Origin of the sequence: Mycobacterium kubicae (assembly GCF_015689175.1) — a bacterium.
GTDB lineage: Bacteria > Actinomycetota > Actinomycetes > Mycobacteriales > Mycobacteriaceae > Mycobacterium > Mycobacterium kubicae.
The window spans coordinates 2,751,372-2,776,892 of record NZ_CP065047.1 but is presented as its reverse complement, the minus strand read 5'-3'; the positions used below and the strand labels follow the sequence as shown (position 1 = coordinate 2,776,892).

Annotated in this window: 22 protein-coding genes and 2 pseudogenes; 9 read left to right on the top strand and 15 right to left on the bottom strand. The window is 64.1% G+C overall.

Annotated elements, in window-relative coordinates:
- The first annotated feature begins 243 nt into the window (after positions 1-243).
- From I2456_RS12945 to I2456_RS12925, 5 genes and pseudogenes are all read left to right on the top strand, one after another.
- Entirely contained in the window at positions 244-654 is a 411-nt protein-coding gene (locus I2456_RS12945; RefSeq protein WP_068156100.1) for a PPOX class F420-dependent oxidoreductase, read from the top strand.
- A gap of 30 nt (positions 655-684) precedes the next feature.
- Positions 685-1,362 (top strand): TetR/AcrR family transcriptional regulator, encoded by a 678-nt coding sequence (locus tag I2456_RS12940; protein ID WP_068027333.1) that lies wholly within the window; start codon positions 685-687, stop codon positions 1,360-1,362.
- Positions 1,363-1,398: 36 nt separating this feature from the next.
- A complete protein-coding gene (locus I2456_RS12935) occupies positions 1,399-2,628 on the top strand; it encodes a cytochrome P450 (RefSeq protein ID WP_068156087.1) in 1,230 nt (409 codons plus the stop codon).
- On the top strand, positions 2,622-3,863 hold the full coding sequence (locus I2456_RS12930) for a M24 family metallopeptidase (RefSeq protein ID WP_174814195.1): 1,242 nt from the start codon (positions 2,622-2,624) through the stop codon (positions 3,861-3,863). The genes I2456_RS12935 and I2456_RS12930 overlap by 7 nt, the downstream gene beginning before the upstream one ends.
- Positions 3,853-4,974 (top strand): annotated as a pseudogene (locus I2456_RS12925) (M24 family metallopeptidase). Before I2456_RS12930 ends, I2456_RS12925 begins: the two are co-directional and overlap by 11 nt.
- Here the strand turns inward: I2456_RS12925 and I2456_RS12920 are convergent.
- The 9 genes and pseudogenes from I2456_RS12920 to I2456_RS12880 all read right to left on the bottom strand — a co-directional run bounded on the left by I2456_RS12920 (position 4,952) and on the right by I2456_RS12880 (position 15,573).
- A complete protein-coding gene (locus I2456_RS12920) occupies positions 4,952-6,205 on the bottom strand; it encodes a hypothetical protein (protein ID WP_085074172.1) in 1,254 nt (417 codons plus the stop codon). The pseudogene I2456_RS12925 and the gene I2456_RS12920 overlap by 23 nt on opposite strands.
- A gap of 74 nt (positions 6,206-6,279) precedes the next feature.
- Positions 6,280-7,044, bottom strand: coding sequence for an SDR family NAD(P)-dependent oxidoreductase (locus I2456_RS12915; RefSeq protein WP_085074150.1), 765 nt, complete (start codon positions 7,042-7,044; stop codon positions 6,280-6,282).
- Positions 7,041-9,395, bottom strand: a complete 2,355-nt coding sequence (locus tag I2456_RS12910; RefSeq protein WP_085074151.1) for a CaiB/BaiF CoA transferase family protein — start codon at positions 9,393-9,395, stop codon at positions 7,041-7,043. Before I2456_RS12910 ends, I2456_RS12915 begins: the two co-directional genes overlap by 4 nt.
- Positions 9,396-9,413: 18 nt before the next feature.
- Positions 9,414-10,385, bottom strand: a complete 972-nt coding sequence (locus I2456_RS12905) for an enoyl-CoA hydratase/isomerase family protein (RefSeq protein WP_068027317.1) — start codon at positions 10,383-10,385, stop codon at positions 9,414-9,416.
- A gap of 62 nt (positions 10,386-10,447) precedes the next feature.
- A complete protein-coding gene (locus I2456_RS12900; RefSeq protein WP_085074152.1) occupies positions 10,448-11,650 on the bottom strand; it encodes a cytochrome P450 in 1,203 nt (400 codons plus the stop codon).
- A gap of 187 nt (positions 11,651-11,837) precedes the next feature.
- Positions 11,838-12,524: a TetR/AcrR family transcriptional regulator gene (locus tag I2456_RS12895; protein ID WP_085074153.1), complete on the bottom strand. Its 687-nt coding sequence runs from the start codon at positions 12,522-12,524 to the stop codon at positions 11,838-11,840.
- A 64-nt stretch (positions 12,525-12,588) separates the two neighbouring features.
- Positions 12,589-12,834: a hypothetical protein gene (locus I2456_RS12890; protein ID WP_085074154.1), complete on the bottom strand. Its 246-nt coding sequence runs from the start codon at positions 12,832-12,834 to the stop codon at positions 12,589-12,591.
- Between the two features lie 171 nt (positions 12,835-13,005).
- Positions 13,006-14,239: pseudogene (locus tag I2456_RS12885) on the bottom strand (FAD-dependent oxidoreductase).
- A 95-nt stretch (positions 14,240-14,334) separates the two neighbouring features.
- Positions 14,335-15,573 carry a hypothetical protein gene (locus I2456_RS12880; protein WP_085074155.1) on the bottom strand — a complete coding sequence of 413 codons (1,239 nt, stop codon included), beginning with the start codon at positions 15,571-15,573 and terminating at the stop codon, positions 14,335-14,337.
- A 135-nt stretch (positions 15,574-15,708) separates the two neighbouring features.
- On the opposite strand from I2456_RS12880, the gene I2456_RS12875 reads away from it, so the two are divergent.
- The 3 genes from I2456_RS12875 to I2456_RS12865 are packed head-to-tail and all read left to right on the top strand — an operon-like array spanning position 15,709 to position 18,870.
- Positions 15,709-16,359, top strand: a complete 651-nt coding sequence (locus tag I2456_RS12875; protein ID WP_068159078.1) for a TetR/AcrR family transcriptional regulator — start codon at positions 15,709-15,711, stop codon at positions 16,357-16,359.
- Entirely contained in the window at positions 16,356-17,954 is a 1,599-nt protein-coding gene (fadD1, locus tag I2456_RS12870) for a fatty-acid--CoA ligase FadD1 (protein ID WP_085074156.1), read from the top strand. Before I2456_RS12875 ends, fadD1 begins: the two co-directional genes overlap by 4 nt.
- A gap of 46 nt (positions 17,955-18,000) precedes the next feature.
- A complete protein-coding gene (locus I2456_RS12865) occupies positions 18,001-18,870 on the top strand; it encodes an NYN domain-containing protein (RefSeq protein ID WP_085074157.1) in 870 nt (289 codons plus the stop codon).
- Positions 18,871-18,890: 20 nt separating this feature from the next.
- On the opposite strand, the gene I2456_RS12860 is transcribed toward I2456_RS12865, so the two are convergent.
- The 3 genes from I2456_RS12860 to I2456_RS12850 form a co-directional block, all read right to left on the bottom strand.
- Positions 18,891-19,577, bottom strand: a complete 687-nt coding sequence (locus I2456_RS12860) for a hypothetical protein (protein ID WP_085074158.1) — start codon at positions 19,575-19,577, stop codon at positions 18,891-18,893.
- 20 nt (positions 19,578-19,597) lie between these two features.
- Positions 19,598-20,395: an SDR family NAD(P)-dependent oxidoreductase gene (locus I2456_RS12855; RefSeq protein ID WP_085074159.1), complete on the bottom strand. Its 798-nt coding sequence runs from the start codon at positions 20,393-20,395 to the stop codon at positions 19,598-19,600.
- Positions 20,396-20,498: 103 nt separating this feature from the next.
- Positions 20,499-20,819 carry a DUF2218 domain-containing protein gene (locus tag I2456_RS12850; protein ID WP_068158972.1) on the bottom strand — a complete coding sequence of 107 codons (321 nt, stop codon included), beginning with the start codon at positions 20,817-20,819 and terminating at the stop codon, positions 20,499-20,501.
- 168 nt (positions 20,820-20,987) lie between these two features.
- Between I2456_RS12850 and I2456_RS12845 the strand changes: the two genes are divergently transcribed.
- Complete coding sequence (locus tag I2456_RS12845) at positions 20,988-21,770, top strand: SDR family oxidoreductase (protein ID WP_068158974.1); 783 nt, start codon at positions 20,988-20,990, stop codon at positions 21,768-21,770.
- A gap of 13 nt (positions 21,771-21,783) precedes the next feature.
- Here I2456_RS12845 and I2456_RS12840 read toward each other — a convergent pair whose 3' ends face one another.
- Genes I2456_RS12840 through I2456_RS12830 form a run of 3 tightly spaced genes read right to left on the bottom strand, consistent with a single transcriptional unit; the run spans position 21,784 to position 25,468 of the window.
- Positions 21,784-23,052, bottom strand: coding sequence for an amidohydrolase family protein (locus I2456_RS12840; protein WP_085074160.1), 1,269 nt, complete (start codon positions 23,050-23,052; stop codon positions 21,784-21,786).
- A 24-nt stretch (positions 23,053-23,076) separates the two neighbouring features.
- Positions 23,077-23,850: a class II aldolase/adducin family protein gene (locus I2456_RS12835; protein ID WP_085074161.1), complete on the bottom strand. Its 774-nt coding sequence runs from the start codon at positions 23,848-23,850 to the stop codon at positions 23,077-23,079.
- Positions 23,837-25,468 carry a class I adenylate-forming enzyme family protein gene (locus I2456_RS12830; protein ID WP_085074162.1) on the bottom strand — a complete coding sequence of 544 codons (1,632 nt, stop codon included), beginning with the start codon at positions 25,466-25,468 and terminating at the stop codon, positions 23,837-23,839. Before I2456_RS12830 ends, I2456_RS12835 begins: the two co-directional genes overlap by 14 nt.
- Between the last annotated feature and the right edge of the window lie 53 nt (positions 25,469-25,521).

Genomic DNA, 25,521 nt, shown 5'->3' with positions numbered 1-25,521 from the left:
CCCCGGCAGCAACCAGTGGCCACGCGTGCAGCGTTGCGGCGGTCGGTCCACCCATTGCTCGCGCATCAGATGTGCCACCTCGCCAACATCAAGACTCACGCGCAACAATTTCCCATCCGCCACGCCGGAAAATCTAGGGCGGTCGAAGAATCGTTACCCTTCGTTGCCGCTTGTTGACCGTGTCGTTGTTTCGAAAACCATTGACGAAGAGCACAACTCGCGGGGGTGGCTACTGTGAATACCATGACTCAGGAGCCCACCGCCACGCTGGGCGACCAGCGTTTCGTTTCGCTGACGACCTTCAAACGCAACGGTGAGGCCGTCGCCGCGCCGATGTGGATCGGCCGGGACGGCGACGACGTGTTCGTGTGGACGCCTTCAGACAGTTGGAAGGTCAAGCGAGTCCGCAACAACGCTCGGGTGCTGTTGGCTCCCAGCAACCGCTTCGGGAAAGTGCGTGCGGGCGCACCGGCCGTCGAGGGCAACGCTCGGGTCGTTACCGATCCGGCGACCGTGCAGCGTCTGCAAGGTGTGATCCGACGGAAGTACGGCCTCGAGTACCGATTGGTGACGCTCGTAGAGACGCTCGCGGCGCGAGGCCGCAAACCGCGTGTCATTTTGCTCATCGCAACGTCACCCGAACAGCCGAACTGAAATAAATGGCTTGATTTAACCTCGGTTGCCGTGTTGACTGAGGCGGTGACCTCGGCCCGAGCGGTGCGCACGGACAGGTCGACAGGCACCCGCGAAGCGATCCTGTCCGCCGCTGAACGGTTATTCGCCGAACGCGGCATGTATGCCGTGTCCAACCGGCAGATCAGCGAAGCGGCCGGGCAAGGGAACAACGCGGCAGCGTGCTATCACTTCGGAACCCGTACCGAATTGTTGCGGGCAATCGAAAGCAAGCACCGAATTCCCATCGAAGAATTGCGCGCTCAAATGCTCGCCGAGATCACCAAATCGGCCGACCTTCGCGATTGGGTCGGCACCCTGGTGCGGCCACTCACCGATCACTTGGCCGCCTTGGGAACACCGAGTTGGTATGCACGGTTCGCCGCCCAGGCAATGGCCGACCCGGCTTATCGCCACGTCGTCACCAAGGACGCCCTGACATCACCCCGGCTGGTTCAAGCGATCGACGGGATAAACCGTTGTCTGCCAAACCTTCCCAAACGAGTACGCGCCGAACGCATGGTCATGGCGCGCAACCTGCTGATGCACACCTGCGCCGAACACGAAGGCGCGTTGGCCGAGCACGGCCCGGGCGCACGTTCGACGTGGCCGGTTGCGGGCGAAGGTCTGATCGACGCGATCGTCGGATTATGGCGCGCACCAGTTCATGTCAGTACGGCAGTCGGCTAGCCGTCCGGAGATAGCCGAGTAAAACCGAGGAACAGCATGACCGACATCTCGACGGATGCCACCACCGCGATCCCTGAGTTTCCCATGACGCGCGCGCCTGGTTGCCCGTTCGCTCCGCCGCAGGAATCGTTGGCTCTCAACGCCAACGCGCAGTTGAGCCGAGTCCGGATATGGGATGGCAGCACGCCGTGGCTCATCACTGGATATGAGGCGATCCGCGCATTGTTCAGCGACGCGCGGGCCAGCGTCGATGACCGGTTACCGGGTTATCCGCATTGGAATGAAGGGATGTTGGCGACGGTCCATACCCGACCGCGCTCGGTGTTCACCTCTGACGCCGAGGAGCACACTCGATTCCGGCGCATGCTGTCCAAGCCGTTCACCTTCCGGCGGGTCGAAGCGCTGCGCCCGGCGGTGCAGCACATCACCGATGATCACATCGACGCACTGCTGGCCGGGCCGCAACCAGGCGACATCGTCAGCAAGTTGGCCCTACCGGTCCCCTCCTTGGTGATCAGTCAACTGCTGGGCGTGCCGTATGAAGACGCCGACTTCTTCCAGAAGCAGGCTCATCGCGGCATGGGACGCTATGCCACCGCAGAGGATACGGCGCAGGGGGCGGCGTCGTTGGCCAAGTACCTGGCCAACCTGGTCCGGGTGAAAATGACTGCGCCTAGCGAAGATTTGGTGTCCGACCTGGCAGAGCGGGTCAATTCTGAAGAGCTCAGCGTGCGCGAGGCCGCACAGTTGGCCACCGGTGTCTTGATTGCCGGGCACGAAACTACCGCCAACATGATCAGTTTGAGCGTCGCGGCGCTGCTGGCGCACCCCGACCAGTTGGCGTTGCTGCGCGACGCCGAGGACCCGAAGGTGATCGCCACAGCGGTCGAAGAGCTGATGCGCTATCTCAGCATCATTCAGACCGGCCAACGACGCATCGCGATCGAAGACATCGAGGTCGGTGGCGAAACCATCCGGGCGGGTGAAGGCATCATCCTCGACGTGGCGCCGGCGAATTGGGACACTCGGCAATTTCCGGAGCCGGACCGGCTGGACCTGCGCCGCGACGACGGCCCGCACGTCGGATTCGGCTACGGTCGGCACCAATGTGTCGGTCAGCAGTTGGCTCGGATGGAATTGCAGATCGTCCTGCCCACGTTGTTCCGCCGCATACCGACGCTGCAGCTGGCGGTACCGGTTGAACAGCTTCCGTTCAAACATGATTCCCTCGCCTACGGCGTGTACGAACTCCCCGTGACATGGTGAGCGCCCCGCTCACCGCGCAGGGAGCCGTGCTCGATATTCCCGACGAACCCGATTGGGCTCGCATGCGCGCCGAGACCGGGGCAAGGCTGCGCGCCGCAATGGCCGAGCACGACGTCGACGCGCTGGTCCTACTGATGAACGGAAACGTCGTCTATGCGACCGGTGCCAGCTGGCCGCTCCTCGATGCGGGCTTGTCCCACATCGAACGGCCGGTGGCCGTCGTGCTGTCCGACGACGAACATCCACACCTGTTCATGCCGTTGCGCAGCGGAGCCTCCGCAGCGCCACCGCCGGTCCCCGAAGACCACCTGCATGAGCCGGTGTACCTCGAATTCGACGCCGGCGTGGCAGCATTCGCGCGTGCACTCGCCGAAGTGATTCCCCCGGGTGCCACCGTTGCCGTGGACGAGATGACCGGTGCCATGCGGCGCGCGCGGGCCAGCATCTTCCCGTCGGGCCCGCCGTCAGACGCCGCCGTAGTGGTCGGCGCGGCGCAGTTGGTCAAGACCCGCGACGAAATCGCCTGTATGCGCCGGGCTTGCCAGATCACCGAGCGGGCCATGGCAGAGGTGCACAAAGCATTGTCACCCGGTGTGCGCCAGATCGACCTTTCGGCCATGCTGGTGCGCCGCGCCTTCGAGTTGGGGGCCACGGCCAACATGCTGGAAGCCATCTGGCAAGTCATGCCGAGTTCGCGGGCGACCGGTGTATGGACCACCCACGGTGATCTGGCGTTGCCACTGCTGCCGACCGACCGGGAACTGTCCTCGGGTGACGTGCTGTGGACAGACATCAGCTTCAGCTACGCCGGCTACTGCTCGGACTTCGGCAGGACCTGGTTGGTCGGCCAAGAACTCTCAGCACAGCAACACGACCAGTTCCATCAGTGGCGGACGATCATGGACGCAACCCTCGGGGTGACCAAAGCCGGTGCCACATCCGGCGACTTGGCGCGCGCGGCGATCGCGGCCAACGGTGGCCGCAAACCATGGCTGCCGCATTTTTATCTGGGACACGGCATCGGCACCTACCCCGCCGAAGCCCCGATGATCGGGACCGACCTGGGTGAAGAGTTCGACGACGCCTTCGTCTTCTCCCCCGGCATGCTTCTGGTCCTGGAGCCCGTGGTGTGGGAGGACGGGACGGGTGGCTATCGCAGCGAGGAAATCGTGGTCATCACCGAGAATGGGTTCACTCCGATAACCAACTACCCATATGACCCCTATGGCGACTGACGTCTTACCCGATTCGCGGGCATTGCGTATCGGCCGCCGGGAACGGGCAATGGCGCAGATGGCGGCCCACGACCTGGACATCCTGGTGCTCGGGCGGCAAGCGAATGTCCGATATGTAACCGGCGCCCCGCAGCTTTGGATAGCCGGTACGCGGCCGTTCGGGCCGGTTTGTGTGGTGGTCCGCGCAACCGGTGACATCTACCTCAACACGACAGACGACGAGGGGGTGCCCTAGGAAATCGATCACGACCACCTCTACGGTCTGGCCTGGAACCCGATGACTCTCATCGACGTGTTGAAGAACATCGACGGCGCCGCTGCAGCCCGCCGGGTTGGTACCGACGCCATCACGCCCACCTTCGCGGCGTTGCTCCCTCAGGCCTTTCCGAACGCCGAGATCGTCGATGGCGAGTTGGCCATGCGCGCCGCGCGACGCATCAAGACCCCCGACGAGATCGCGGCGATGCGCCCGGCGGTGCGGATCGCCGAAGGTGCCATTGCTGCCGCGTTGGGTGAACTGCGCCCAGGCGTTTCGGAAAAGACGCTCGCAGGCGCCGTTTTGGAGGCGATGGCCGCGGGCGGAGTGAGCACACCGGCAACTCAGGATGCCGCGTGGGTCACCTCGACCGAACACCGGTGGCAACGCGCCGATCGAGAGGTCCGGGATGGCGACCTGGTTGCTTTTGCGGCGGGTGCATTGGCCGGCGGTTATGTCAGCGAAGTGGGCCGCACCTGGCCGGCCGGGCGGATGGCTGAGCACCGAGCCGTCAAGCTGCTCTACCGGCGGTCGGATGCCCTGCAAGACAAGCTGATCGCGGCGTGCCGGCCGGGAGCACCGATCAGCGAGTTTCTTGCCGCCTACGAGCGCGCCGGTGAGCCGGTCCCGCCGATGCCGATCGCACACGGCCTTGGTTTGGGTTTCGATCCGCCGGTGGTGTCCGAAGCGTTGGTCGCTGCCGGAGAGGACGATCGGCTGGAAGCCGGTATGGTGTTGGCCGTCTCGGGCTACGTGTGGCAAGCCGGCATCGGGGCGGTGTTTCGCCGAGACACCGTTCACGTCACCGGCAACGGCGCTCAAGTGCTCACTGTCAGTCCGGTCTGGCAGGGTTGAGCGGCACCGGTGCCTCGCCCAGCGCGACCTCGAGGAGATCACTCAAGGGATAGCGTGCCCACAGGTTGAGCACATTCGACAACATTTGCACTGGAGCGCGCACACTCTCGTCTGTGCGGATTCGCGGATCCGCACGGCTGTGCGGCAGGTCGGCGCCGAATCGTTCGCGTAGCAACGCCGGTACGTCGAACAACCACGCAACCCCCATGGTCGCCGCATACAGCAGTGTGTGACGGCGCACCCGGTCCGCTTCAAGCTGTGGGCCTCCGTAGCGATGTACTTCGGCAAGGAAAAGCTGGATCAGCTCGTCGAAGTGACCGTCCCACAGGTCATTCTCGGCGGCGGACATGGCTCCCCAGATCGACATGCCCACGTTCATCTGACTGACGCAGCCCCAATCCATCAGGCCGCAGTGCAGCTGGCCTTCATGGTCTCGCCAGAACCAGGCGTTGTCGACGTTGGCGTTCCAATGGCACAGTGCGATGTAGTCAGTGTCAGCGGCTAGCTGGCGTAGCACGGTGTCGTGCTGGGCGGCGAACAGATGCGCTTCGGTACCGAGCCGAGTCAAGAACTCGCGCGGGAACGCGTTGTCGCTCAACAGTGTTGGACGAGCGTCGACCAACTCGGCCAGCTCGCACAACCGCCGAACGTGGTCCTGCTCGCCGGGGGGCGTTCGCTGCCCGACCGTTGCGCCGGCGATGTTGGCCGGGAATTGAGCGATCAAATCGGCGGGCAGGCGCCCCGAGCGGTGCGCACCGGCCAGCCGGCCTAGTGCGGTCAGCAGGGCCCGATAGTGTGCCAGCGGCTGCGGCATCTCGTAGTCCAGGCACTTGGCATAGTGCGGCTCTATTCCGGGAGCACCGAACATGATTCGTTCGGTGATCAAGATCCCGGTCCCGGTCTCCCGGTGGTAATCGCCGAACAGCGGGTTGGGCACCGCGATAGGGAAACCGGGTGCGCGGGACAATTGGGCGAACCGCACCTCCGGTTCCATTTGCGTGCGACCACGATCGCGTATCGGGTTGTCGAGATCGCGGGAGAATTTCACGAACAAGTCGGTGGGTAACTGTGGGTCAAAAGTCTGATAGCGCACGGACACCACGGCTTTGCGTCCCGTGCTGCCGCCTGCGACCTCGCCGAAGTGCGAGATCTGGGTGACCGCGTTGTCCGCGGCGAGGGCCCCCGAAGCCCGGAAGGCTCGGGTGAGGAATTCCGGCCCTCCGGCGCGCATCGAGGTCGGATCGGCCGGGATCGGCTGTCCGAGAAGATCACCGGTAACCCACCGCTGCGCAGGGTGAGGCACGGTCACCAGGTCTGTTCGGCGGCGCGCACCAACATGTGGTTGACAGCCACCCGCCGGTCGCGGGTCACCATGAACAGCACCGCATCTGCAATATCTACCGGACGTAACTTGACCATGCCGGCGGTCTGCCGCTCGAAGGCTTCCCGCGAGGGGGTGGCCAGATGGCTGAAGATCTCGGTATCCACCGTTCCGGGGCCGACTACCCCGACGCGAACTCGTTTGCCCAGCACCTCTTGGCGAATCCCCTCATTGAACGCGTTGACACCGAATTTGGTCAGCGAATAGACCGCGGTGTTCGGTCGGGCCACCCACCCCGCAGTGGAACTGATGGTGACCAGATCGGCCACTCCGCGGGGCGAGTCGGCGGCCGCGTCGATGAGGTGTGGGAGAGCGGCCCGGGTCACGTATAGCACCCCCTGCACATTGACCGCGACCATCTCGTCCCAGTCGTGCAGTGACGCCTCGGCGGCCGGACCGGACTGCATCAAGCCGGCGTTGTTGACCACAACATCGAGGCGTCCGAGTTCGGCGACGATGCGTTGCACCGCTGATGCGACCTGCTCGGCATCGGTGACGTCCGCGGGCACCAGAATGGCCCTGCCCCCTCGGGATTCGATGTCACCCTGGAGTTCGCGCAACCGGTCGATTCGGCGCGCCAGGAGCGCCACCGCCGCGCCCTGCTCCGCCAGGGCGCCGGCTGTGGCCGCGCCGATCCCGCTGCTGGCACCGGTCACCAACGCGACGGTATGAGCCAGCGGCAAGGTCATCCTCGTGCTCCTGTTTCTGATTCGGCGCCCAGTACCTGTTGCACAACGTAATCGGTATCTTCGCCGAGATCGGGGGCACCGCGCTCAATGCGGGCCGGGTTGTGGGTCATCCGCCAGGATGGTCCCACGATGGGACGCTGGCCTTCCCGGTGGTCGGTGACGAATCGATACAACTCACGGTCCCACAATCGTTGATCGCTGATCACATCGAAGGCAGTGGCGCTCTTCGTCGCGGGCACTCCGGCCACGCGCAACTGGTGTGCCAATTGCTCGCCGTCATGGGCCCGCGTGAGGCGATTGAGCTCTGCATCTATGACCGCGCCGTGCGAACGACGATCACCCACCGTCGGGTAGCGCCTGCGCAACGACTCCGCATTGAGCACGGCACAGAGTCGCTGCCACTCGACGTCATCACCGACGGCGAGGGCGACCCACGAGTCGTCCGCGCATGGATAGCAACCGTGCGGGCACAGGTCAGGGTGGGCATTGCCGGAGGCCTCGAGCGGCTTACCCGTCAAACTGTGTTCCAACAGGCGGTCCCCGATCATCGACGACAACGTTTCGACGGCCGACAGGTCGACGAATTGGCCTTGACCGGTGACCTCGCGGTACAGCAGTGCGACCATTGCCGCAAATGCCGCCGCGGCTCCGACGGTGGAATCGCCGTAACGCATGCTCGCCCCTCGCGGCGGCCCGCCGGGGTAGCCGACCAGTGCCGCCATTCCGGCCAGCGCGGCGAAACACGGTGCGTAACCGGTCTGATGCCCCATTGGTCCGTCGTTTCCCCACATCTTGATCGAGACGGAGATGATGTCCGGCTTGATTGCCCTCAGCTCTTGGTATCCGAGGCCTTGGCGCTCCATCGCGCCGGGTCGCAGGTTGTTGATCACAATGTCGCTGTGGGCGATGAGCTCGCGCAGGCGCCGCATACCCTCATGCGACTTGATGTCGAGGTCGACGCTGAGAATCTCGGGGTTGATGCTCAAGAAGAACGGTGCGTGATTGATATCGGTGCCGCCGTAAGCGCGCATTTCCTCCGGAATGGCAGCGGTCTCGACTTTGATGACTTCGGCGCCCAACAGCGCCAACAACTTTCCCGCATATGGACCAGCCCATACCTTGGTGAGCTCGACGACGCGCACTCCTTGCAGCGGTCCACCGCGGGGATTCTTCGGCGCCTTCAGTTGTGCCGTCATGACTGCCGGCGGGACGCGCTGGGTGTCCTTCCGGCCGAGCACTAGTTCGGTGTGCTGACCTAATGCCGGTGCGGGCGAACATATTTTGGCTGGTGAGGCGCTGAGCAGGTAGGGCACGGTGGGATAGTCGGCCACGCCGAGCAAGGGATGTCGCACGTTGTTGAAGAAACCTCGATGCCGGTACTGCGGGGACCGGTGTAGGTCCTCGGCGTCATTGACGGGTACTAACGGCACGCCCAGGCGTTGGGCTTGATCGGCAGCCTGATCTTTGGGCAGATGGCGGACCCAGGATGCGAAACCGCGCTGGAATTCGGCGACTTTGGCCGGTGTGACGGAGAACTCGAGCCAGTCGTCGTCGAAGTCGTCGAGCCATTCGGGCGCGCCCATCAGTGCCTTGACCCCGAGCCAGTGCGCGCCGCTGGTCATGTACAGGTAGACATAGCCGTCGGCGCAAGCGAAAAAGGCTGCCGGGCCTTGCTGGTCATAGTCGTCGCGGTTGCCCTGAGCCGGAACCTCGCCGGTGATGAATCGACCGAGGATACAGTCGGCGCGTGAAACCAGTACCGCGTGTGCCGAGACGTCGATCACCTCGCCGCCGCCGGTGTGCATTCGGCCGAAGAGCGCCGCCGCGACGCACAGCGCGGCCTCCAATCCGGCTTCGTAATCGGCGAGGAACCGACCGGGACCTTGCAGCGGAGGCTCGGTGGGTTGGGCGTGGCTGGGGGTGTGGTAGCCCCAGCCGCTGGCGTGAAAGACGTTGATGCTTCTGGCATTGTCCAAGTCGGGCTCGGCGTCCAGGCCGAACGGAGTGATCGTGCAGACGACCACCGACGGGTACCGCTGCGCCCACGAGGTGGCGTGGTGGGCTATCACCGCGTCTGCGGTGCCGATGAGGTGGTGCAACACCTCGACGCCCTCGGCCGCGTCGGTGTCGACAACGACGGACTGTTTGTTGGTGTTGAGGTAGGCGAACAGTGCGCTGCCCTCGGTCGCATCGTCTTCGAGGAGGGGCGACATGGTTCGGGTACGGCTACCACACCCGGGCGGCTCGACCTTGATCACCTCAGCGCCGAAATCCGCCAGTAACTTGCCGCAGTACTCCCCCGCTACCGAATCGGCGAGCTCAACAACCTTGAAGCCCGTCAATGCCGACATGGCGGTGCCTACCGCCGATCAGGGCTTCTTGCGTCCCGAACGGCTGAGGCGCCACTCCGGCGGGAAGTTCAGGTCGTTGTCCTTGACCACGTTGTTGAGTCCCTTGTTGAACGTTCCCTCGGTCAGGTCGACGTCGTTGTCTCGGTCGTTGGCGATCATCGGCAGCATTCCCTCGACCATGCCGGTCAACAGACTGCCGAAGTACTCGCCCTTGTGTTGCTTGTAGAGCTCCAAGAATGTCTTCTGTACCGCGACGGTGTCGGTGGGGCGCGAGCGAGAACAGGCCATCGCGTACTTCAGCGTCTCTTCCTCGAGCTTTTCGCGCGGGACGACGCTGTTGACGAAACCGCACTCGTACATCTCTTTAGCGCTGAACGGCCGCCCGGTGAAGAGCATTTCGGAGAATTTGCGCAAGCCCATGGTCTCGGCCCACCACCACAGCCGTGGCCCCCAGCCGACATAGCGGAATGCCGGGTGGCCGAAAAGGGCGTCGTCGGAGGAGATCACCAAGTCGGCGTCGCCGGCTTGGTAGAAGTGCCAGCCGTAGCAATAGCCCTTCGCCTCGATGATGCTGACCTTGCGCAGTTCTTGCAGGGGGCGATTACCCGCTCGTGCCTTGGCGTAGAAGTCGGTGACGGTGGACAGATAGCGGTAGGACCCGCCCGGCGGATACTTGACGTTGTCATCGTTGATGGCCAGTTCATGCAGCAGCGGCATGCCGGGGTTCTCCAACATCCCGCGCTGCTCGGGCAGGTCGCCCCCACTGCCGAAATCTTCGCCCTCTCCACGGATCACCACCACTTTGACGTCGTCGTCGACGTTGCACTTGTGAATCAAGTCCGCATAGTTCTGTCGCATTCCCAAGGTGGTGGAGTTGAGCTCCTCCGGCCGGTTGAAGGTGATGTAAGCGATCCGGTTCTTGACGTCTTTCTCGAACCTGATGTACTGCTCGGCTTCCTTCTTCATCTCTTCGTAGTCGTACTCGGGCATGGCTTATCTCCTTCGCGGCCGGTGGCAAAACATGTTGTCGGGGATGGGTGTTGGCGATCGCATCAAGGCACCGCGGCGGGCATCGACTCCCAGCCGCGCACAGTTGACGTGGGGCTGAGTTTGGCGTTGCTCAGGTCGACTTCCCACTCGGGGAAGCGTTTGAGTATTTCTTCCAGCGCCACTCGGCGTTCCAGGCGAGCCAACGCTGACCCCAGGCAGAAGTGGGTGCCGACACTGAAGGTGAGGTGCGGCCGGACGGCCCGATGAATGTCGAATTGACCGGCCGCCGGGCCGAATTGGCGTTCATCGCGGCAAGCCGCCCCAATCAGCATCATCATGACGCTGCCTTCCGGCACGGTCCGGCCGTGCAGATTCACGTCACGGGTCACATATCGTGAGGTGTGCGGCGCCGGCGGCTCGTAGCGCAGCAATTCCTCGATCGCCTGCGGGATGAGGGCGGGATCCGCCACGAGGTCGCGCCGCTGGTCGGGGTGTTCGGCGAGAACCTTGCCGGCCCAACCGATCAGCCGGGTGGTGGTTTCGTTGCCTGCGCCGGCGACGACGTTGAGATACACCAGGATTTCGTCGCGGGTCAGCCGGCGGGTGGTGCCGGTTTCGTCGACGAATTCGACGTTGAGCAGTTCGGTCATGATGTCGTCTGAAGGGTGCTCGGCACGCCAGTCGATGTAGGCGGCGAAAGCTTCTCCCACCGACAACCCCTGTTCGGCCGTCCGCATCGGTTTGCCGGCCTCGGTGCGCAATTGCGCGTTACCGCGGTCGCGAATGTAGACCTGGTCGTCTTCGGGGATGCCAAGCAGCATGCTGATGACTTTCATCGGCATCAGCGCGCCGAGGTCCGTGACGAAGTCGAATCGACCCGATGACACGAGCGGATCGAGCAATTGTGCGCAGAACTGGCGGATCATCGGCTCCAGTGCACTGATTTTGCGCGGTGTGAACATGCGCGACAACAGTTTTCGGTGCACGTCGTGAATAGGGGGATCTTCGAAGATGAGCATACCGGACGGGATGGCAAGGTTGGCCTTGATCAACTCGAGGATCGCGCCCCGCGCTGAGCTGAAGGTGACGTGGTCGACCAGCGCCTTGTTGACATCGGCGAATCGACTCAACGCAAAGAAATCGTATTGGGTGTTGTAATAAAGCGGAGCCTCGTCGCGCAAGCGCGCGAACGTCGGATATGGGTCGGCGATGAGGTCGACGTCATAGGGGTCGAAACGAACATCGCTGTCGGTGCTCGCCGTCACGAAAAACCCCGGGGCACCGGCATTTCGGGTTGATTGGGTGCGCGCAATTTATACACTTCGCTTAGTCGCGGCGCTCTGGCGAGCAGCCCGCTCGTCGGTTTTCTCTATTCCCGTAGAGAACCATATGGCGGGTGCCGTGGCAAGAGTCGTGAGCGCAATTTCAGTGCGCGTCGCGGGTGATGTCCGCTCAGTTGGTGGAAGCTGCTTTGAGTGCACCGGAGGTGCCTGCTTTTCCCGCCGCGGTGAGCTGCCCCTTCGCAGGGCTCTTGAGGATGCCGGTGGCGATCGCCGCCAAGATGGTGTCGAGTTGAGCCGCGTCATCGACGATCCGGTCGCCGTGGACGAAGCGCAACAACAGTCCGTTGATGAACGTCAGCGTGACGTTGCTCAGATCTTCGATCACTGCGGAGTCCAACTTGCCGCCGTGCGGCATGAGCTGCACGAGTATTTCTCGATGTAAGCGGGTGAAGGCGTCGGTTCCCTGCTGCAGGATGGCGGCCATCTCCGGGTCCCGGGCAGCCTGCATGGTCAACTCGTATCTGGCCTTGGTCCGAGACAGGTCCGGCTCCCGGCCGGATCGGATGACTACCTGGGACAACAGCGAAGGGGACGGGGCATCGCCACCGTTGCCGGAATTGTCGGCGACCGATTGCAAGTTCGCCAGGTCCAATTCGGCCAGTCGCTCGGCCACCGCGCGCAACAGCGCCGAGCGGGTGCGGAAATAGAATGAGGTGGTGCCGTCGGCAACACCGGCCTTCCGGTCTACTTTGAGGTGGCTCAGCCCCTTGGCCCCGTCGTCGGCCAGTAACTGAATCGCCGCGTCACACAAGTGACGGCGGCGCTCAGTGGAGTTGGGCTTCCGTCGTTTGTCCATGGCCTTGGACGCAGACGGTACTCTACTTTCGTAGTGTCAGTAAGCCCCAGTCAGCGGCGTCGGCTTAGGTGCACGGAATACCGTGCGGTCCGCCAATCCACTGACCGGGCGGCGACTGCCACGGGCAGGCCTTCTTGATCTGCCCCGGTGGCAACGGGTGCCAGTCGGTCGGATCGTCGATGTGCGGACCCGGCGGCCCCGGAATCCGTGGACCCGGGTCAGCTTGCGCGATTCCGACGCCGAGCCCGAGCGCGGTGGCGCCGAGCCAGCCTGCGATGCCCACTGTGCCTGCGATTTTCTTGATATTCATGTCCGTGGTCTCCTTCCGCCCCGCCTCGACTCCGTTTCCGGAGGCGCACCGCTGTGACGTGCGACTATAGGCGGGCTCAACGACCAATTGGGTTCCTGAGGGATACCCGTGCGTGCCGATACCGAAACCATGCCCGCCCGCAGCGACGTGCGCAACCGGGCCCGGGACCCGCTATCGGGCCCGACTGGGGTTGCGGCGAGCGAAGGCCGGTGCGCGCTCGGGCAGGACCCCGACGCCGATGAAATATGCGGGCACGGCGGCAAGCCAGGGCATCCGCTCCAGCAGCCGAAACAGGAGCTGCGGCGGGGTGGGGTCCTGGCCGCGCAGCAGCGGACCGAGTAGTCCCCGGTGCAGCACGCGCTGCACCCCCTGAGTGACTGCGGTAGGAAAGGCGCGCCGGCGCCGAACGGCGGCCAGGTCCCGGTCGGTGACGTCGTGGCGTTGCAGCGGTAGCGCCAGTCGGGTCGCGGCCGCGACGGCGTCCTGCACGGCCAGGTTGATGCCCACGCCCGCCAGGGGCGACATCGCATGTGCAGCGTCGCCGATGCACAGCAATCCGTCGGTGTGCCACCGACGCAGCCGATTGACCCGAACATCGAGGTGCTTGACGTCGTCCATGGACGCCAACGCGTCGATCGATCCGGCGGCTTCGGGCACCAGAGCAGCAACGTCACGGCGGAACGCCTCGATACCCTGCGCGCGCAGCTGCGCATCAGTGCCCTTGGGGCCGAGATACGCAATCTGGTAATTAGCCTTCGCGGGGGATCACGCCAAGCGCCTTGCCGGGACCGGTGCGAGGCAGGAACGAGTATTCGGTGTCGTCCACGCGCGGCAGTTTGAACCACCACACGTCGAACTTCACCGGGTAATCGCGTGTCTTGAGCCCGGCTTCGTGGCGAGCGATCGACCACCGGCCATCACAGGCCACCGTCAGCTCGGCGCCCAATTCCCCCGCTCCGTCGGGGCCTTGATAGCGCACGCCGGTAACGCGCCCACCGTCGTGCAGTAGTGCGGTGACTTCGGTGTTCATTCGCAAGGTGAAGGTCGGCTCGGCCTTCGCGGCCTCGGCGAGCATGTTGAGCAGATCCCACTGCGGCACCATCGCGATGAAGGGAAAGGGTTGGCGCAGCCGCTCGAAGTCGACGTATGTGACTGAGTGCCCGTTCGTTTCGAATTTCGCCTTGCGGACCTCGCTATAGGGCAAGCGCGAGAAGCGCTCCCACAGTCCGAGTTCGTCGAGTAGTCGCAGCGTTGTGCAATGCACCGTGTCGCCGCGGAAATCCCGCAGGAAGTCGCCGTGCTTCTCGAATAACGTGACGTCCACGCCCGCGCGGGCCAGCAGGAGACCAAGGACCATGCCCGCCGGGCCGCCACCGATGATCGCGCATGTGGTTTTGTCGACCATTAGCGCTCAGCATACGGGTCAGTCTGGCCTCGATGTCAAAGTGCGATGCCAAATATCCTGACTCGCAAGGCTTCTCGTTACAACAAACGCAGTGCCTAGATCGGGGTCAGGGGCAGGGGAATGCCCCGGTCGGTGATCTCGAACGCGGCGCCCTTGGAGAACTCGGTGATCACGACCTCGTCCCGCGGCTTGACAGCGTCTTGCGACCAGGTGATCTCGACGACCAGATCGCCTTCATCGTGGCTGACGGTCAGTCGGTTCCAGTGTGGGTCGACACCGACGGCGATGGCTTCCAGCGGTTCGCAATGCTCGGTGTCGATCGTCGACAGCCAGCCGCGGTCGCGCATCGCCGGCGAGTCGCCCGGCAATCGGATGGCCACGCCTCCGGCCTCGACTTGGGTCACCTCAATGCCTGTGTACTGCACCGGATTCAGCGCGGGATGCAGCCTGATCACACGGGCCAAGTCGGCGGCTTGCGAGCCGGCGTCCAGACATTGACGAATTCGCGCGGCCCCGACGCCCGCCACACCGGTGAACTGCTTGCGGAGCAAGTCGGTGGCGCGGTCGGCATCGCATCGTCCGCGAACGGCCAGGTCGAACGACAGCGACAGCAGGTGATGCTGCAGCGCCACCTCTTCGGCGATCCGAATGAGGGCTGAGCGTGACCACTGACGGAATTGCAGGTCGTCGGTCAGCGGCCCCCGGTAATCCGTGATGCCGTCCTCGGTGGGATCGATGTCCGACAATTCCACGTTCGCGGCCTCGGTCGCTGCGATAACGGTCGTTTGTTCCGGCAGCGGCAGTGCGTCGTGTTCCGGTGCGATGCACACCGTCCATGCGCAGTGTGGATGGCGGTCGGCGGGCACCCGCGGCGGTCGATGAATGGGTCGGAACCGTGCCTTGGGGTTGGTTGCAATGGCCGTCGCTTCGAAGGTGGGGTCCTCGATGTCATGGCACATCTCCTTGACGGCCACATCGCCGAGCGGTTCCACGTCGAGCAGCGCCCCGCAGTGGTTCAGATGGAACTCCCCATGTTCGTCGTCGATGACCGTGTATCGGAAATCCATGAATTGCGGCGGAGCACCGACGTCTAGCTGCATCATCTTGAAGATCTCGGCGACGGTGTCTCCGCTGAGTCCCAACGCGGTACGCATGCGCCTGGTGTAGACGGGGCTGGCGCCCATCCACTCTTCGATAGCGACCTGCGTCATGGCCGACTGTCCGAAAGCGCCCAGGATGTGGGCCATTCCGCTGCGATCGATGAGGTGGCCGCTCAACAACAATTCGGGCACCAGCCGGGCCAGATCCGGTTGTGTCAGTGCGTCGTACGACATTGGCCTGCCCTGCTTCCCGGTATTTGCGCCAGCCGAACGGCGTCGGCTATAACCTAACAACTGCAATGTTTTGCGGTCAAACCGCGTCGGCCAGGCTGCTGGTCGCCCTGCCATAGGTGTGGTGATGTTGTGGTCGTGTCGGGACGAGTCGCTCCCACCCGACCCGCGCATGGCAACCAGCCGCGGGCAGAACGTACGCGCGCCTTGGCGATCGACGTCACGGTGCGCATCGTGCTGGCTGAAGGTGTGGCGGCGGCCAGCGGCCGCCACATCGCTGATGAGGCTGGTGTCACCTGGGGGGTGATCCAGTATCACTTCGGCGACCGTGACGGCTTGTTGATGGCCGTAGTCGATCGTGGGTTCGGCGAGCTGCTGGATGCGCTGAGGTCGCTGCCGTCGGCGACACCCGAGATCACCACGCGCGATCGCGTCGAGGCGGTGGTCACGGCGGCTTGGCAGGCGATGTCGACCCCGACGGCGCGGGCGGCCAACGAGATTCTGATCGGGACGCGCGCCACACGCGGTGCCGCGGCGACCGGTCACCTCAAGCAGCTGGCGAAAACCTTCGCCACCGTGGGCCGGACGATCGACCTCGACTTGGATCCGATGCACAGCGCGGCGATCGGTGAGCACCTGCTGACCACCTTGCGCGGCATGGTGACGACTCAGCTGATCATGCCGAGCCCGGTGGACACGGCCAGGGAGCGCCGAGTCCTCATCGACATTTTGACCAGCTACATCGACCAGCACTTCGCGGCGAACCAGAGAACGGAATCCACGTCATGACGGACACGATTCAGGCGCTGCTGCGCGCGCGTCGCGCCGACTCCACGATCGCAGTGAAACACCATGAGCTGCAGTGGACATGGAATGAATACCTGGCTCAGTCAGCAGCACGTGCGGCGGCCCTGATCGGCGCCGCCGACCCGAGCCGACCGATGCATATCGGCGCTCTGCTGGGCAACACCCCCGAAATGCTGGCTCAGATGGCCGCGGCGGGACTGGGCGGATACGTGCTTTGCGGGTTGAATGTCACGCGGCGGGGTGAGGCGTTGGCCGCTGACATCCGGCGCTCGGACTGTCAGATGGTGGTGACCGACGCCGAGCATCGACCGTTGTTGGAGGGCCTAGACCTCACCGGAACGCCGATCCTGGACACCTCGACTTCGCACTGGACGAGATTCATCGGCGATGCCGGTGAGCTGAGGCCACATCGCGACGTCGACATGATGGACCCGTTCATGATGATCTTCACCTCCGGAACCAGCGGAAATCCCAAGGCTGTTCAGGTGTCGCATCTGATGGCAACTTTTGCCGGCCGAAGCTTGACCGAGCGCTTCGGGCTCAGTGAAACCGACACCTGCTATGTGTCCATGCCGCTGTTTCATTCGAACGCGGTGGTCGCGGGTTGGGCACCGGCCGTAGTGTCCGGTGCGGCGATCGTGCCGGCGAAGTTTTCGGCGAGCAACTTCCTGGATGAGGTGCGCCGTTTCGGGGCCACCTATATGAACTATGTCGGCAAGCCGCTCGCATACATCCTGGCGACCGCCGAGCGGCATGACGACGCGGATAACCCACTGCGCGTCGCCTTCGGCAACGAAGCCAATGACAAAGACATCGCGGAGTTCGCCCGCCGGTTCGGTGTGCAGGTCGAGGATGGATTCGGATCGACGGAGAACGCGGTCATCGTCATACGTGAACCAGGCACTCCCCCGGGCTCGATCGGCAAAGGCATTGACGGCGTGGCGATCTACCACAGTGACACCGTCACCGAATGCGCTGTCGCACGATTCGACGCACACGGCGGGCTCGTCAACGCCGAAGAGGCCGTCGGTGAATTGGTGAACACGATGGGATCGGGCTTCTTCACCGGTTATTACAACGACGAACAAGCCAATGCCGAGCGGATGCGCCACGGCATGTACTGGTCCGGGGACTTGGCATACCGTGATGCCGAGGGATGGATCTATCTCGCCGGTCGCACCGCCGACTGGATGCGAGTCGACGGCGAAAACCTCGCAGCGGCGCCCATTGAACGAATCTTGTTGCGGCACAGTGATGTCAACCGCGTAGCGGTATACGCTGTCCCCGACGGGCAGGTCGGCGACCAGGTCATGGCAGCGGTGGTCCTGAAGCCAGGCCGGGCATTCGACGGCGCGGAATTCGAAGCATTCCTCAACGCGCAGTCTGACCTATCGCCCAAAGCCTGGCCGCGATACGTCCGGGTCGCCTCGGATCTGCCCAGCACGGCTACCCACAAGGTGCTCAAGCGTCAGCTGATCTGCGAAGGAACAACCGTCGGCGACGGCGAAGCCCTCTGGGTGCGCGACGAACGCGGCGCCGCATATCGCAATGCATCGCCACGGCACGCGGTGAAATAGTTGGGTCAACTACCGTCCTGACGCCAAGATGGCGCACCATGACCGAATGACCGACTCCAGCGCAACTCGGGTGGGCGTTTACTTCGACTTCGACAACATCGTCATCTCGCGATATGACCAGGTGCATGGTCGCAACACGTTCCAGCGGGACAAGGCCAAGGGTCTCGACAAAGACCGGTTGACGGCGGCGACCGTCGACCTCGGCGCGATCATGGACTTCGCCTCGTCGTTCGGCACGCTGGTGCTCACCCGGGCATACGCGGACTGGTCGGCCGAAGTCAACGCCGCCTACCACGGTCAACTCGTCGGCCGTGCGGTGGATCTGGTGCAACTGTTCCCGGCGGCCGCCTACGGCAAGAATGGGGCAGACATCAGGCTGGCCGTGGACGCCGTGGAAGACATGTTCCGGCTGCCCGACATGACCCACGTTATGATCGTCGGCGGGGACTCCGACTACATCGCTCTTGCGCAGCGGTGTAAACGCTTGGGCCGGTATGTCGTCGGCATCGGTGTGGCGGGCGCCAGCAGCCAGTCACTAGCTGCCGCGTGCGACGAGTTCCTCAGCTATGACGCGCTGCCCGGGATAACCACCGATGCCCCGCCGCCGAGTAAGAAGCGTGGCCGCCGAGCAAGCGTAGGCGAGCCGGCGGACGAGCCGGCACCGCCTGATCCGCAGGCCGCTGCCACCGGACTCCTCGAGCGGGCGCTGCGCATCGGCTTGGAGAAGGACGACGTCGAGTGGCTCCACAACTCCGTCGTCAAGGCGCAGATGAAGCGAATGGACCCGTCTTTCAGCGAGAAGTCGCTGGGGTTCAAGTCGTTCAGTGACTTCCTGCGCTCGCGCAGCGACCTCGTCGACCTGGACGAGAGCAGCACCACCCGCATGGTGCGCCTGCACAGCGACACCGACTCCTGAAGCGGCGCATCCAATACGGCCTAGGTGCCCAGTTCGCCGGCGATTCCACGTTCGATAGCGACGCGCGTGTTCTCCGGAAGCACGATCAGGCCGTCGAGCTCACCGCGTGCCAAGCCATACGCCTGCTGGCGCTCCTGCGGTGTCGCACCGACATCTGTGGCCACTCGCAGCAGATTCTGGGCGCGGGTCAGTCGCTGCTGCTCGGACTGGGAGAAGTCGCTTCGGCGTTTGCGCATCGCTTCGGCTTCCGCCGCGGCGAACGCGGTGACGTAATCCTCAACGGCGACGAGATACTGGCGGGCGGCGTCTCGATCGTCCAGAAGATCTTCGGCCCGCAGCGGTCTGAGCAGATCCGCCCGCAGCTTGGCCTTGTGAAACCGCATGGTCGAGGGTTCCCGCATGTCGGTCATCGCCGGAAAGTCCAGCAGTTTCGACGCATCGATCTCGTAATCCAGCCACCGTGAATCTGTCTGGCTGTGCGCGTCGATGGCGCGTCTGATCGCGCGCCAATGCGCCGCCCGCTTCTCGGCGGCGGTGTCGCCTGATTCCCCTGGTTTGCCCGACGGCGGTGCACTGGGCGCCGGGTCGCTATCGCGCTGCTGCGATCGGCGGTTCAGCGACGAGATGGCTTTGAGGCCGGCAAAGATCAGGCCGATCAACGGCACGATCATCAGCAACAATTCGACCAAGCGAAACAGCAGCCCCACTCAGCCAGGATGCCATCACCTCAGCGCTTGTCGGTTTGTCCTGCGGCGACCGCGTCGGCGACCTTGGTGGTGACACTGCCGGCCAGACGCGAGGAGATCTCCGGGGCGTTCGATCCGAACCGGGCCAATGCCCGTTGGCGCAGCGGCGCCACGGTGACCTCCGCGCGGTTGCGTTCAATGGCGCTGACAACGGCGGCACCTACCTGCGCGGGCGTTCCCGCGCCGATCAGCGGGGGCGGCGGCGCGCCCGACTCGGCGAACATTCCTGACCCACTGATGACTCCCGGACTGACCAGCGATACGCCTACCCCAGTAGGTCGTAGATCGTCTCGCAGGCACAGCGCGAAGCCGCGCAGTCCGAATTTGGTGGCGGCGTACAGCGACGCGCGTGGCGTGGCCGTCTTGCCGGAGAGCGACGAGATGTACACGAAGTGACCGGAGCCGCGCTCGACAAACGCCGGGATGAGTTCGCGGGTCATTTGGACCGGCGCCTCGAGGTTGACCCGCAGCGCTCGGTCGACTTGTTCGGCGCTGAAGCTGTCGAGCTTCCCGGATGCCGGTAGTGCGGCGTTGGCCACCAGCACGTCGATCGGCCCAGCGTCGGCGAGTAACCGCAACGCCGCACCGGGCTCGGCGAGGTCGCTCACCACTGTCCGGTGAGCGCTGCCAGCCAGGGACGCGGCGAGCTCGTCGAGTTCACGCTGCTTGCGTGAACTCAAGATCAGGCGCGCTCCCCGCTGGGCGAGGGCAGAAGCGATGGCTCGGCCCAGGCCGCCGGTGGCGCCGGTGAGCAGAACGATCTTGCCGGTGAGGTTCATCTGGATGACGCTAGTCGATGCGGCTGTGCGGGTCAGCACTCGAACCGGTTCATCGGCGCCGAACTGGCGAACCCGCTGGCAGGCAATCGATTCCGGCCAGCTATTAGGCGTTGTTGACGTCGCGCTCCCACGTGACCGATAGTTCGTCGCGTTCGCCGAATCGCACCAGATGTTGCTCGACGACTTCCTGCAGACGGGTGAGCTCCTCGTCGCTGGTGGAAGTGACGCGCAGCAGCAACACCCCTTCGGCGGCTGTCACGATCGCCTGACCACTGTCCAGGTCGATCCACCCGGTGCCGTTGCCGGAGTCCCATTCGCCGCCATGACGGCGGCCAAGGTGCGACACCAGTTGCTTGCCATAACGTTCGGGCCGATCGGTGCTGACGGCCGCACGTGCGGCTGATGAATAGGCGGGCTCGGCCATGAAACTCCTTGCTGTCTCGGGGCGCAAGCAATTGCTTGCGTTCGTCGCACGATGTCCTAACAAGTACCCGCTTTCGCCGGCGCTGCCCGAACCGGTGAAGGTATGGCCAGATATCGATCCGAGTCCGTAGGGTTGACCCGCCAGTGGCCAGTGACAACAGGAGTTCATATGCCGAACAGATTGACCGGCAAGGTCGCCATTGTCAGTGGTGGCGCCCGCGGAATGGGCGCCGCTCATGTGCGGGCGATGGTCGCCGAAGGCGCCAAGGTGGTTTCCGGTGACATCCTCCACGACGAGGGCAAGGCGGTGGTCGCCGACCTCGGTGGCGCTGCGCGCTATGTGGATCTTGACGTCACCGATCCCGATCGGTGGAACGCCGCCGTCCAGACGGCGTTGAGCGAGTTCGGCGGCGTGGACATCCTGGTCAACAACGCCGGCATCATCAACGTGGGAACTCTCGAGGACTATGCGCTGGCCGAATGGCAGCGCATCCTCGATATCAATCTGACCGGCGTATTTTTGGGCATCCAGGCGGTCGTCAAGCCGATGAAAGCCGCCGGCCGCGGCTCGATCATCAACATCTCCTCAATCGAGGGACTGGCCGGAACCATCGCCTGCCACGGATATACAGCCACCAAATTCGGGGTGCGCGGGCTGACCAAGTCCGCCGCGCTCGAGTTGGGGCCCAACGGAATTCGGGTGAACTCCATTCATCCGGGGCTGATCAGGACACCAATGACCGAATGGGTGCCCGACGACCTTTTCCAAACCGCACTGGGCCGTGCCGCCGAACCGCAGGAGGTGTCCAACCTGGTGGTCTACCTAGCCAGCGACGAATCGAGTTACTCCACCGGCTCGGAGTTCGTCGTAGACGGCGGATGCGTCGCCGGACTGGGCCACAAGGACTTCTCCGCCGTCGACACGACTGCTCAACCCGATTGGGTGACCTGACCCGCGGGCGTCCTCAGAAGGCGTTGGGATCGCGCTGGACTTCCTCCGGCACCGGGTGGCGATACAAGCGGGCGGCGTTCTCCCAACTGATTTTGCGGATCACGTCTTGCGGAAGTTCGCCAATTTCTTCATGGATCGCCTGCTGGGTGCGGGGCCAGGTCGAGTCGCAATGCGGGTAGTCGGCTTCCAGCATGATGTTGTCCACGCCGATCCGCTCGTACTGGATGAACGACGACTTGTCCTCGACCGCGCAGAACCAGAAATTACGCTGGAAAACCTCGGCGGGAGTAAGTGTTTCGTTCAAAGCTCGCCAGGTGCCATACATCTCGTGATAGCTCAGCATGTGGTCCAGACGGTCCAGCAGGCCCGCGACCCAGCCAATTCCCCCTTCGGACAGACATATCTTCAAGTCGGGAAATCGGCTGGGCAGACCGGAGTACAGCCAATCGACTGCTGCGGAGATGGCATAGGCGAAGAACAGCACCCCGGGAACATCCGGCGGCGCATCTTCGGTGGTCGACGGGGACGACCCGGATGAGCCGATGTGGAGGTTGACGACCGTGCCGGTCTCAGCGCAGGCCGCCATCATCGGGTCCCAATGGCCGGAGTGAATGCTCGGCAGACCCAGCATTGCCGGGTTCTCGCTGAAAGTGACGGCGTGGAAGCCGCGTTCGGCGTTGTCATAGATCATCTGGGCGCCCAGCGCAGGGTCGAGCAACCAGGGCAACTGGCACGGGATGATTCGGTGCGGGTATGAACCGGCCCAGACCTCCAGATGCCAGTCGTTCCAGGCCCGCACCGAGGCCAGCGCCAGATCGCGATCCGTGGTGACCTGTTGTAGCCGCTGGCCGGCGAAGCCCGGCAGAAACGACGGGAAGTTCAATGACGCGTAGACACCGTTGAGGTCCATGTCTTTGACCCGTTCATGGATGTCCCACGCTCCCCTGCGCATTTCATCGAAACGCACCGGCTCGAAACCATACTCGGCAACCGGTCGCCCAACCACCGCGTTGAACCCGACATTGGGCAGGAAACGACCGTCATACACCCAGGTTTGGCCCCCGTCGGCGGTGTCCACCACTTTGGGCGCGCGGTCGGCGAACTTGCGTGGCAGGCGACCGGTGAAGGTATCCGGCGGCTCGACGATGTGGTCGTCCACCGAGATCACCGTGTAGCGCCGTTCGGCTCGAGGTGGGTCCGGAAGAAACGTGACAGAACGATCGGCGCCGGTCTTCGCGGTGGTGAAGTTCAGGTTGGCAGCCAGCTCATCGATCGATTTCATCTGCGGAAATCTCCCATCGGGTAGTCAGCGCAGAACATCGGCGTCGGCTTTGATCGTCATCCGCGCCGCTCCCGCCCAATAGACGTCGGCGGCGCGCTCAATCAATGACCGTTGCATGCCCGCCATGTCTGCCCATTTCATCTGCAGCGGTTCTTTGCCCGTCAGGAGGATGTCGTAGGCGAGCTTGCATACCCGTTCGATGGATGCCGCACGGTAGACCGCCTCGGCCAGGTTGCGACCGGTTGCGATGACGCCGTGGTTGGCCAGGATCGTCAAGTTGGCTTTTCCGATATGCGCTGCCAGATCGGCTGCGCCCGAGGCGCTATCGATTTCGCCGCCGTAGGTGTCGACCAGGCACAGATCGTCGAGGAACAGCGATCCGGTCTGGTGGACCAGTTCGGGCAACCTGCCCAACGCGGCGAGCACGCACACGTAATAGGGGTGGTTGTGGATGACCACCCGGGCGTCGTCGCGGGCGCGGTGTAGTTCGGTATGGATATGGATGGCCGGGGTGACATCCCACCGGCCGCGCACCACCCGGGCATCGGCGTCTACCGCGCAGATATCGGATGCGGTCAATTCCGACCACCACAGTCCCCACGGGTTGACCAACATGTCGGTCTGCCCGTCGAGTTGCCAGGTGATGTGCCCGGCCATGTTCTCGGCGAAGCCGATCGCGGCCAGGTGGCGGAAGGCCACCGCCAGCGCCTGCTCGTCGGACAACTTCACCCCAATAGGGGGCAGCACCGCGGGCGCCCACACTTCCCGCCCGCCAGGTCGTGCTTCAGGAACGTTCATTCGAGCCTCCCTTGTCGGCCTCGATCCGGGCGCGAACATCTTCGCGCAGTACACCTTTGGCGATCTTGCCGCCCGATGATCGAGGCAGTTGCGCGACGACGATGAGTCGCTCGGGCAACAATTCCTTGGAGACTCCGAGTCCCAGCAGGTGCGCGATCAGGTCACCGAAGGTGATGTCCTGCGAGTCGGCGAGTTCTGCATAGACGCAGACCTTTTCGCCGAAAACCGGATCCGGCATGGCCACCGCTGCCGCTATTGCGACGGCGGGATGGGTCATGACCGCGTCCTCGACTTGACTTGCGCTGATGTTCTTTCCGCCGCGCAGGATGAAATCCGAGGTACGGCCGGTCACGCTCAGGTAGCCATCGGCATCGATCTCACAGATGTCTCCCATACGCATCCACCCGTCCCGGGTGAAGAGTTTGTCGTGGTCGGTGCCGCCCAAGTAGCCCAGGCTCGTCGCCGGGCCCCGGCACGCGGGCTGACCCCGGCCCGCTTCGGTGACGTCCAGCTCGCCGTCGAACAGCCGCACCGACATTTCCGGCACGACTCGGCCACCGGTCCGCAACCGGTGCTGCAGCGAGTCGTGCACCGTTGTGCAGCTGAGTACACCCGTTTCATTAGAGCCGTAGAACTGCAGAATCTTGGCACCGGTGAGTTCCTCGAACTCCGCTGCCGGCCGATACGGCAGGGCCTCACCACCGGTGAAGACCACTCGCAACGAGCTCACGTCGTAGTCGCGGCAGTTCGGGTCGGCCATCAACATGGTCAGTTGCGTGCTCACACAACACAACACGGTCACCCGGTGTTGGGCTATCGCTTCCCAGGCGGCGCTCGTCGAGAACCGGTTGAGGAGGACCGCGGTGGCACCCAGATAGATCGGTGTGGTGTGGCTGGTCCAGATACCGAAACCGAACGGCATCGGTATCACGGGAAGGAAGGTGTCGTTGGGAGTCAACTCGCCGTTGGCGACGGCCTTCTGGTGAAAGTAATGCCACCGATTCTGGGTGTGCACGACGCACTTGGGCAGGCCGGTGGTGCCCGAGGTGGAGTTGATCAACCATACGTCGTCGGGGCCGAGTCGGGATCCAGCACCGACGGCGCCGGGCGGTGCCTGGCCGGTCAGGCGCAAGCCACTGGTGTCATGCCTCAGCACCAGCACCGCACAGCCGCCTGTGGCGGCCTGAGCGGCTGCTTCACCACGCTGTTGGTCGCTGATGATCAGCTTGGGCTGCGTGGTACGCAGCAGATGAGCGGCCTCGCGAGCGCCGGCGCGCGCGCCGATGCCGACGACCACCGCACCGCAGCGCTCGATGGCGACGAACAGCACATGGATGGCGACCGAGTCCCCGTGCCACACCGCCACCCGATCCCCGTGCCGGACGCCCATGCCGGTCAACTGCGCAGCGAGAGCGTCTGCAGCACAATCGAATTCACACCACGTCAGCGATGTTCCGGGATGGTCGACATAGGCGACGCCCTCGGGTGACCGTTGCGCGTTGTGGCGCACCGCGTCGGAAAGCGTCGCATTCGACCACCAACCGGCCGCGTGGTAGTGGGCGGCCTCCTGCGCGGTGAAAGCAGGTGACTGGGCAATGTCCAGAGCACCGGCGACCATAATCAACGATGATAAGCAGGGTCCACGCCGGCGAGTCTGCAGTGACCACACCC

What these genes read in the sequence shown, in the direction of transcription:
- I2456_RS12945 (WP_068156100.1), top strand. Translation starts at nt 244, where the DNA reads ATGACTCAGGAGCCCACCGCCACGCTGGGCGACCAGCGTTTCGTTTCG.
- I2456_RS12935 (WP_068156087.1), top strand. Translation starts at nt 1,399, where the DNA reads ATGACCGACATCTCGACGGATGCCACCACCGCGATCCCTGAGTTTCCC.
- I2456_RS12930 (WP_174814195.1), top strand. Translation starts at nt 2,622, where the DNA reads ATGGTGAGCGCCCCGCTCACCGCGCAGGGAGCCGTGCTCGATATTCCC.
- I2456_RS12920 (WP_085074172.1), bottom strand. Translation starts at nt 6,205, where the DNA reads ATGCGCGCCGGAGGGCCGGAATTCCTCACCCGAGCCTTCCGGGCTTCG.
- I2456_RS12915 (WP_085074150.1), bottom strand. Translation starts at nt 7,044, where the DNA reads ATGACCTTGCCGCTGGCTCATACCGTCGCGTTGGTGACCGGTGCCAGC.
- I2456_RS12910 (WP_085074151.1), bottom strand. Translation starts at nt 9,395, where the DNA reads ATGTCGGCATTGACGGGCTTCAAGGTTGTTGAGCTCGCCGATTCGGTA.
- I2456_RS12905 (WP_068027317.1), bottom strand. Translation starts at nt 10,385, where the DNA reads ATGCCCGAGTACGACTACGAAGAGATGAAGAAGGAAGCCGAGCAGTAC.
- I2456_RS12895 (WP_085074153.1), bottom strand. Translation starts at nt 12,524, where the DNA reads ATGGACAAACGACGGAAGCCCAACTCCACTGAGCGCCGCCGTCACTTG.
- I2456_RS12890 (WP_085074154.1), bottom strand. Translation starts at nt 12,834, where the DNA reads ATGAATATCAAGAAAATCGCAGGCACAGTGGGCATCGCAGGCTGGCTC.
- I2456_RS12880 (WP_085074155.1), bottom strand. Translation starts at nt 15,573, where the DNA reads ATGTCGTACGACGCACTGACACAACCGGATCTGGCCCGGCTGGTGCCC.
- fadD1 (WP_085074156.1), top strand. Translation starts at nt 16,356, where the DNA reads ATGACGGACACGATTCAGGCGCTGCTGCGCGCGCGTCGCGCCGACTCC.
- I2456_RS12865 (WP_085074157.1), top strand. Translation starts at nt 18,001, where the DNA reads ATGACCGACTCCAGCGCAACTCGGGTGGGCGTTTACTTCGACTTCGAC.
- I2456_RS12855 (WP_085074159.1), bottom strand. Translation starts at nt 20,395, where the DNA reads ATGAACCTCACCGGCAAGATCGTTCTGCTCACCGGCGCCACCGGCGGC.
- I2456_RS12850 (WP_068158972.1), bottom strand. Translation starts at nt 20,819, where the DNA reads ATGGCCGAGCCCGCCTATTCATCAGCCGCACGTGCGGCCGTCAGCACC.
- I2456_RS12845 (WP_068158974.1), top strand. Translation starts at nt 20,988, where the DNA reads ATGCCGAACAGATTGACCGGCAAGGTCGCCATTGTCAGTGGTGGCGCC.
- I2456_RS12840 (WP_085074160.1), bottom strand. Translation starts at nt 23,052, where the DNA reads ATGAAATCGATCGATGAGCTGGCTGCCAACCTGAACTTCACCACCGCG.
- I2456_RS12835 (WP_085074161.1), bottom strand. Translation starts at nt 23,850, where the DNA reads ATGAACGTTCCTGAAGCACGACCTGGCGGGCGGGAAGTGTGGGCGCCC.
- I2456_RS12830 (WP_085074162.1), bottom strand. Translation starts at nt 25,468, where the DNA reads ATGGTCGCCGGTGCTCTGGACATTGCCCAGTCACCTGCTTTCACCGCG.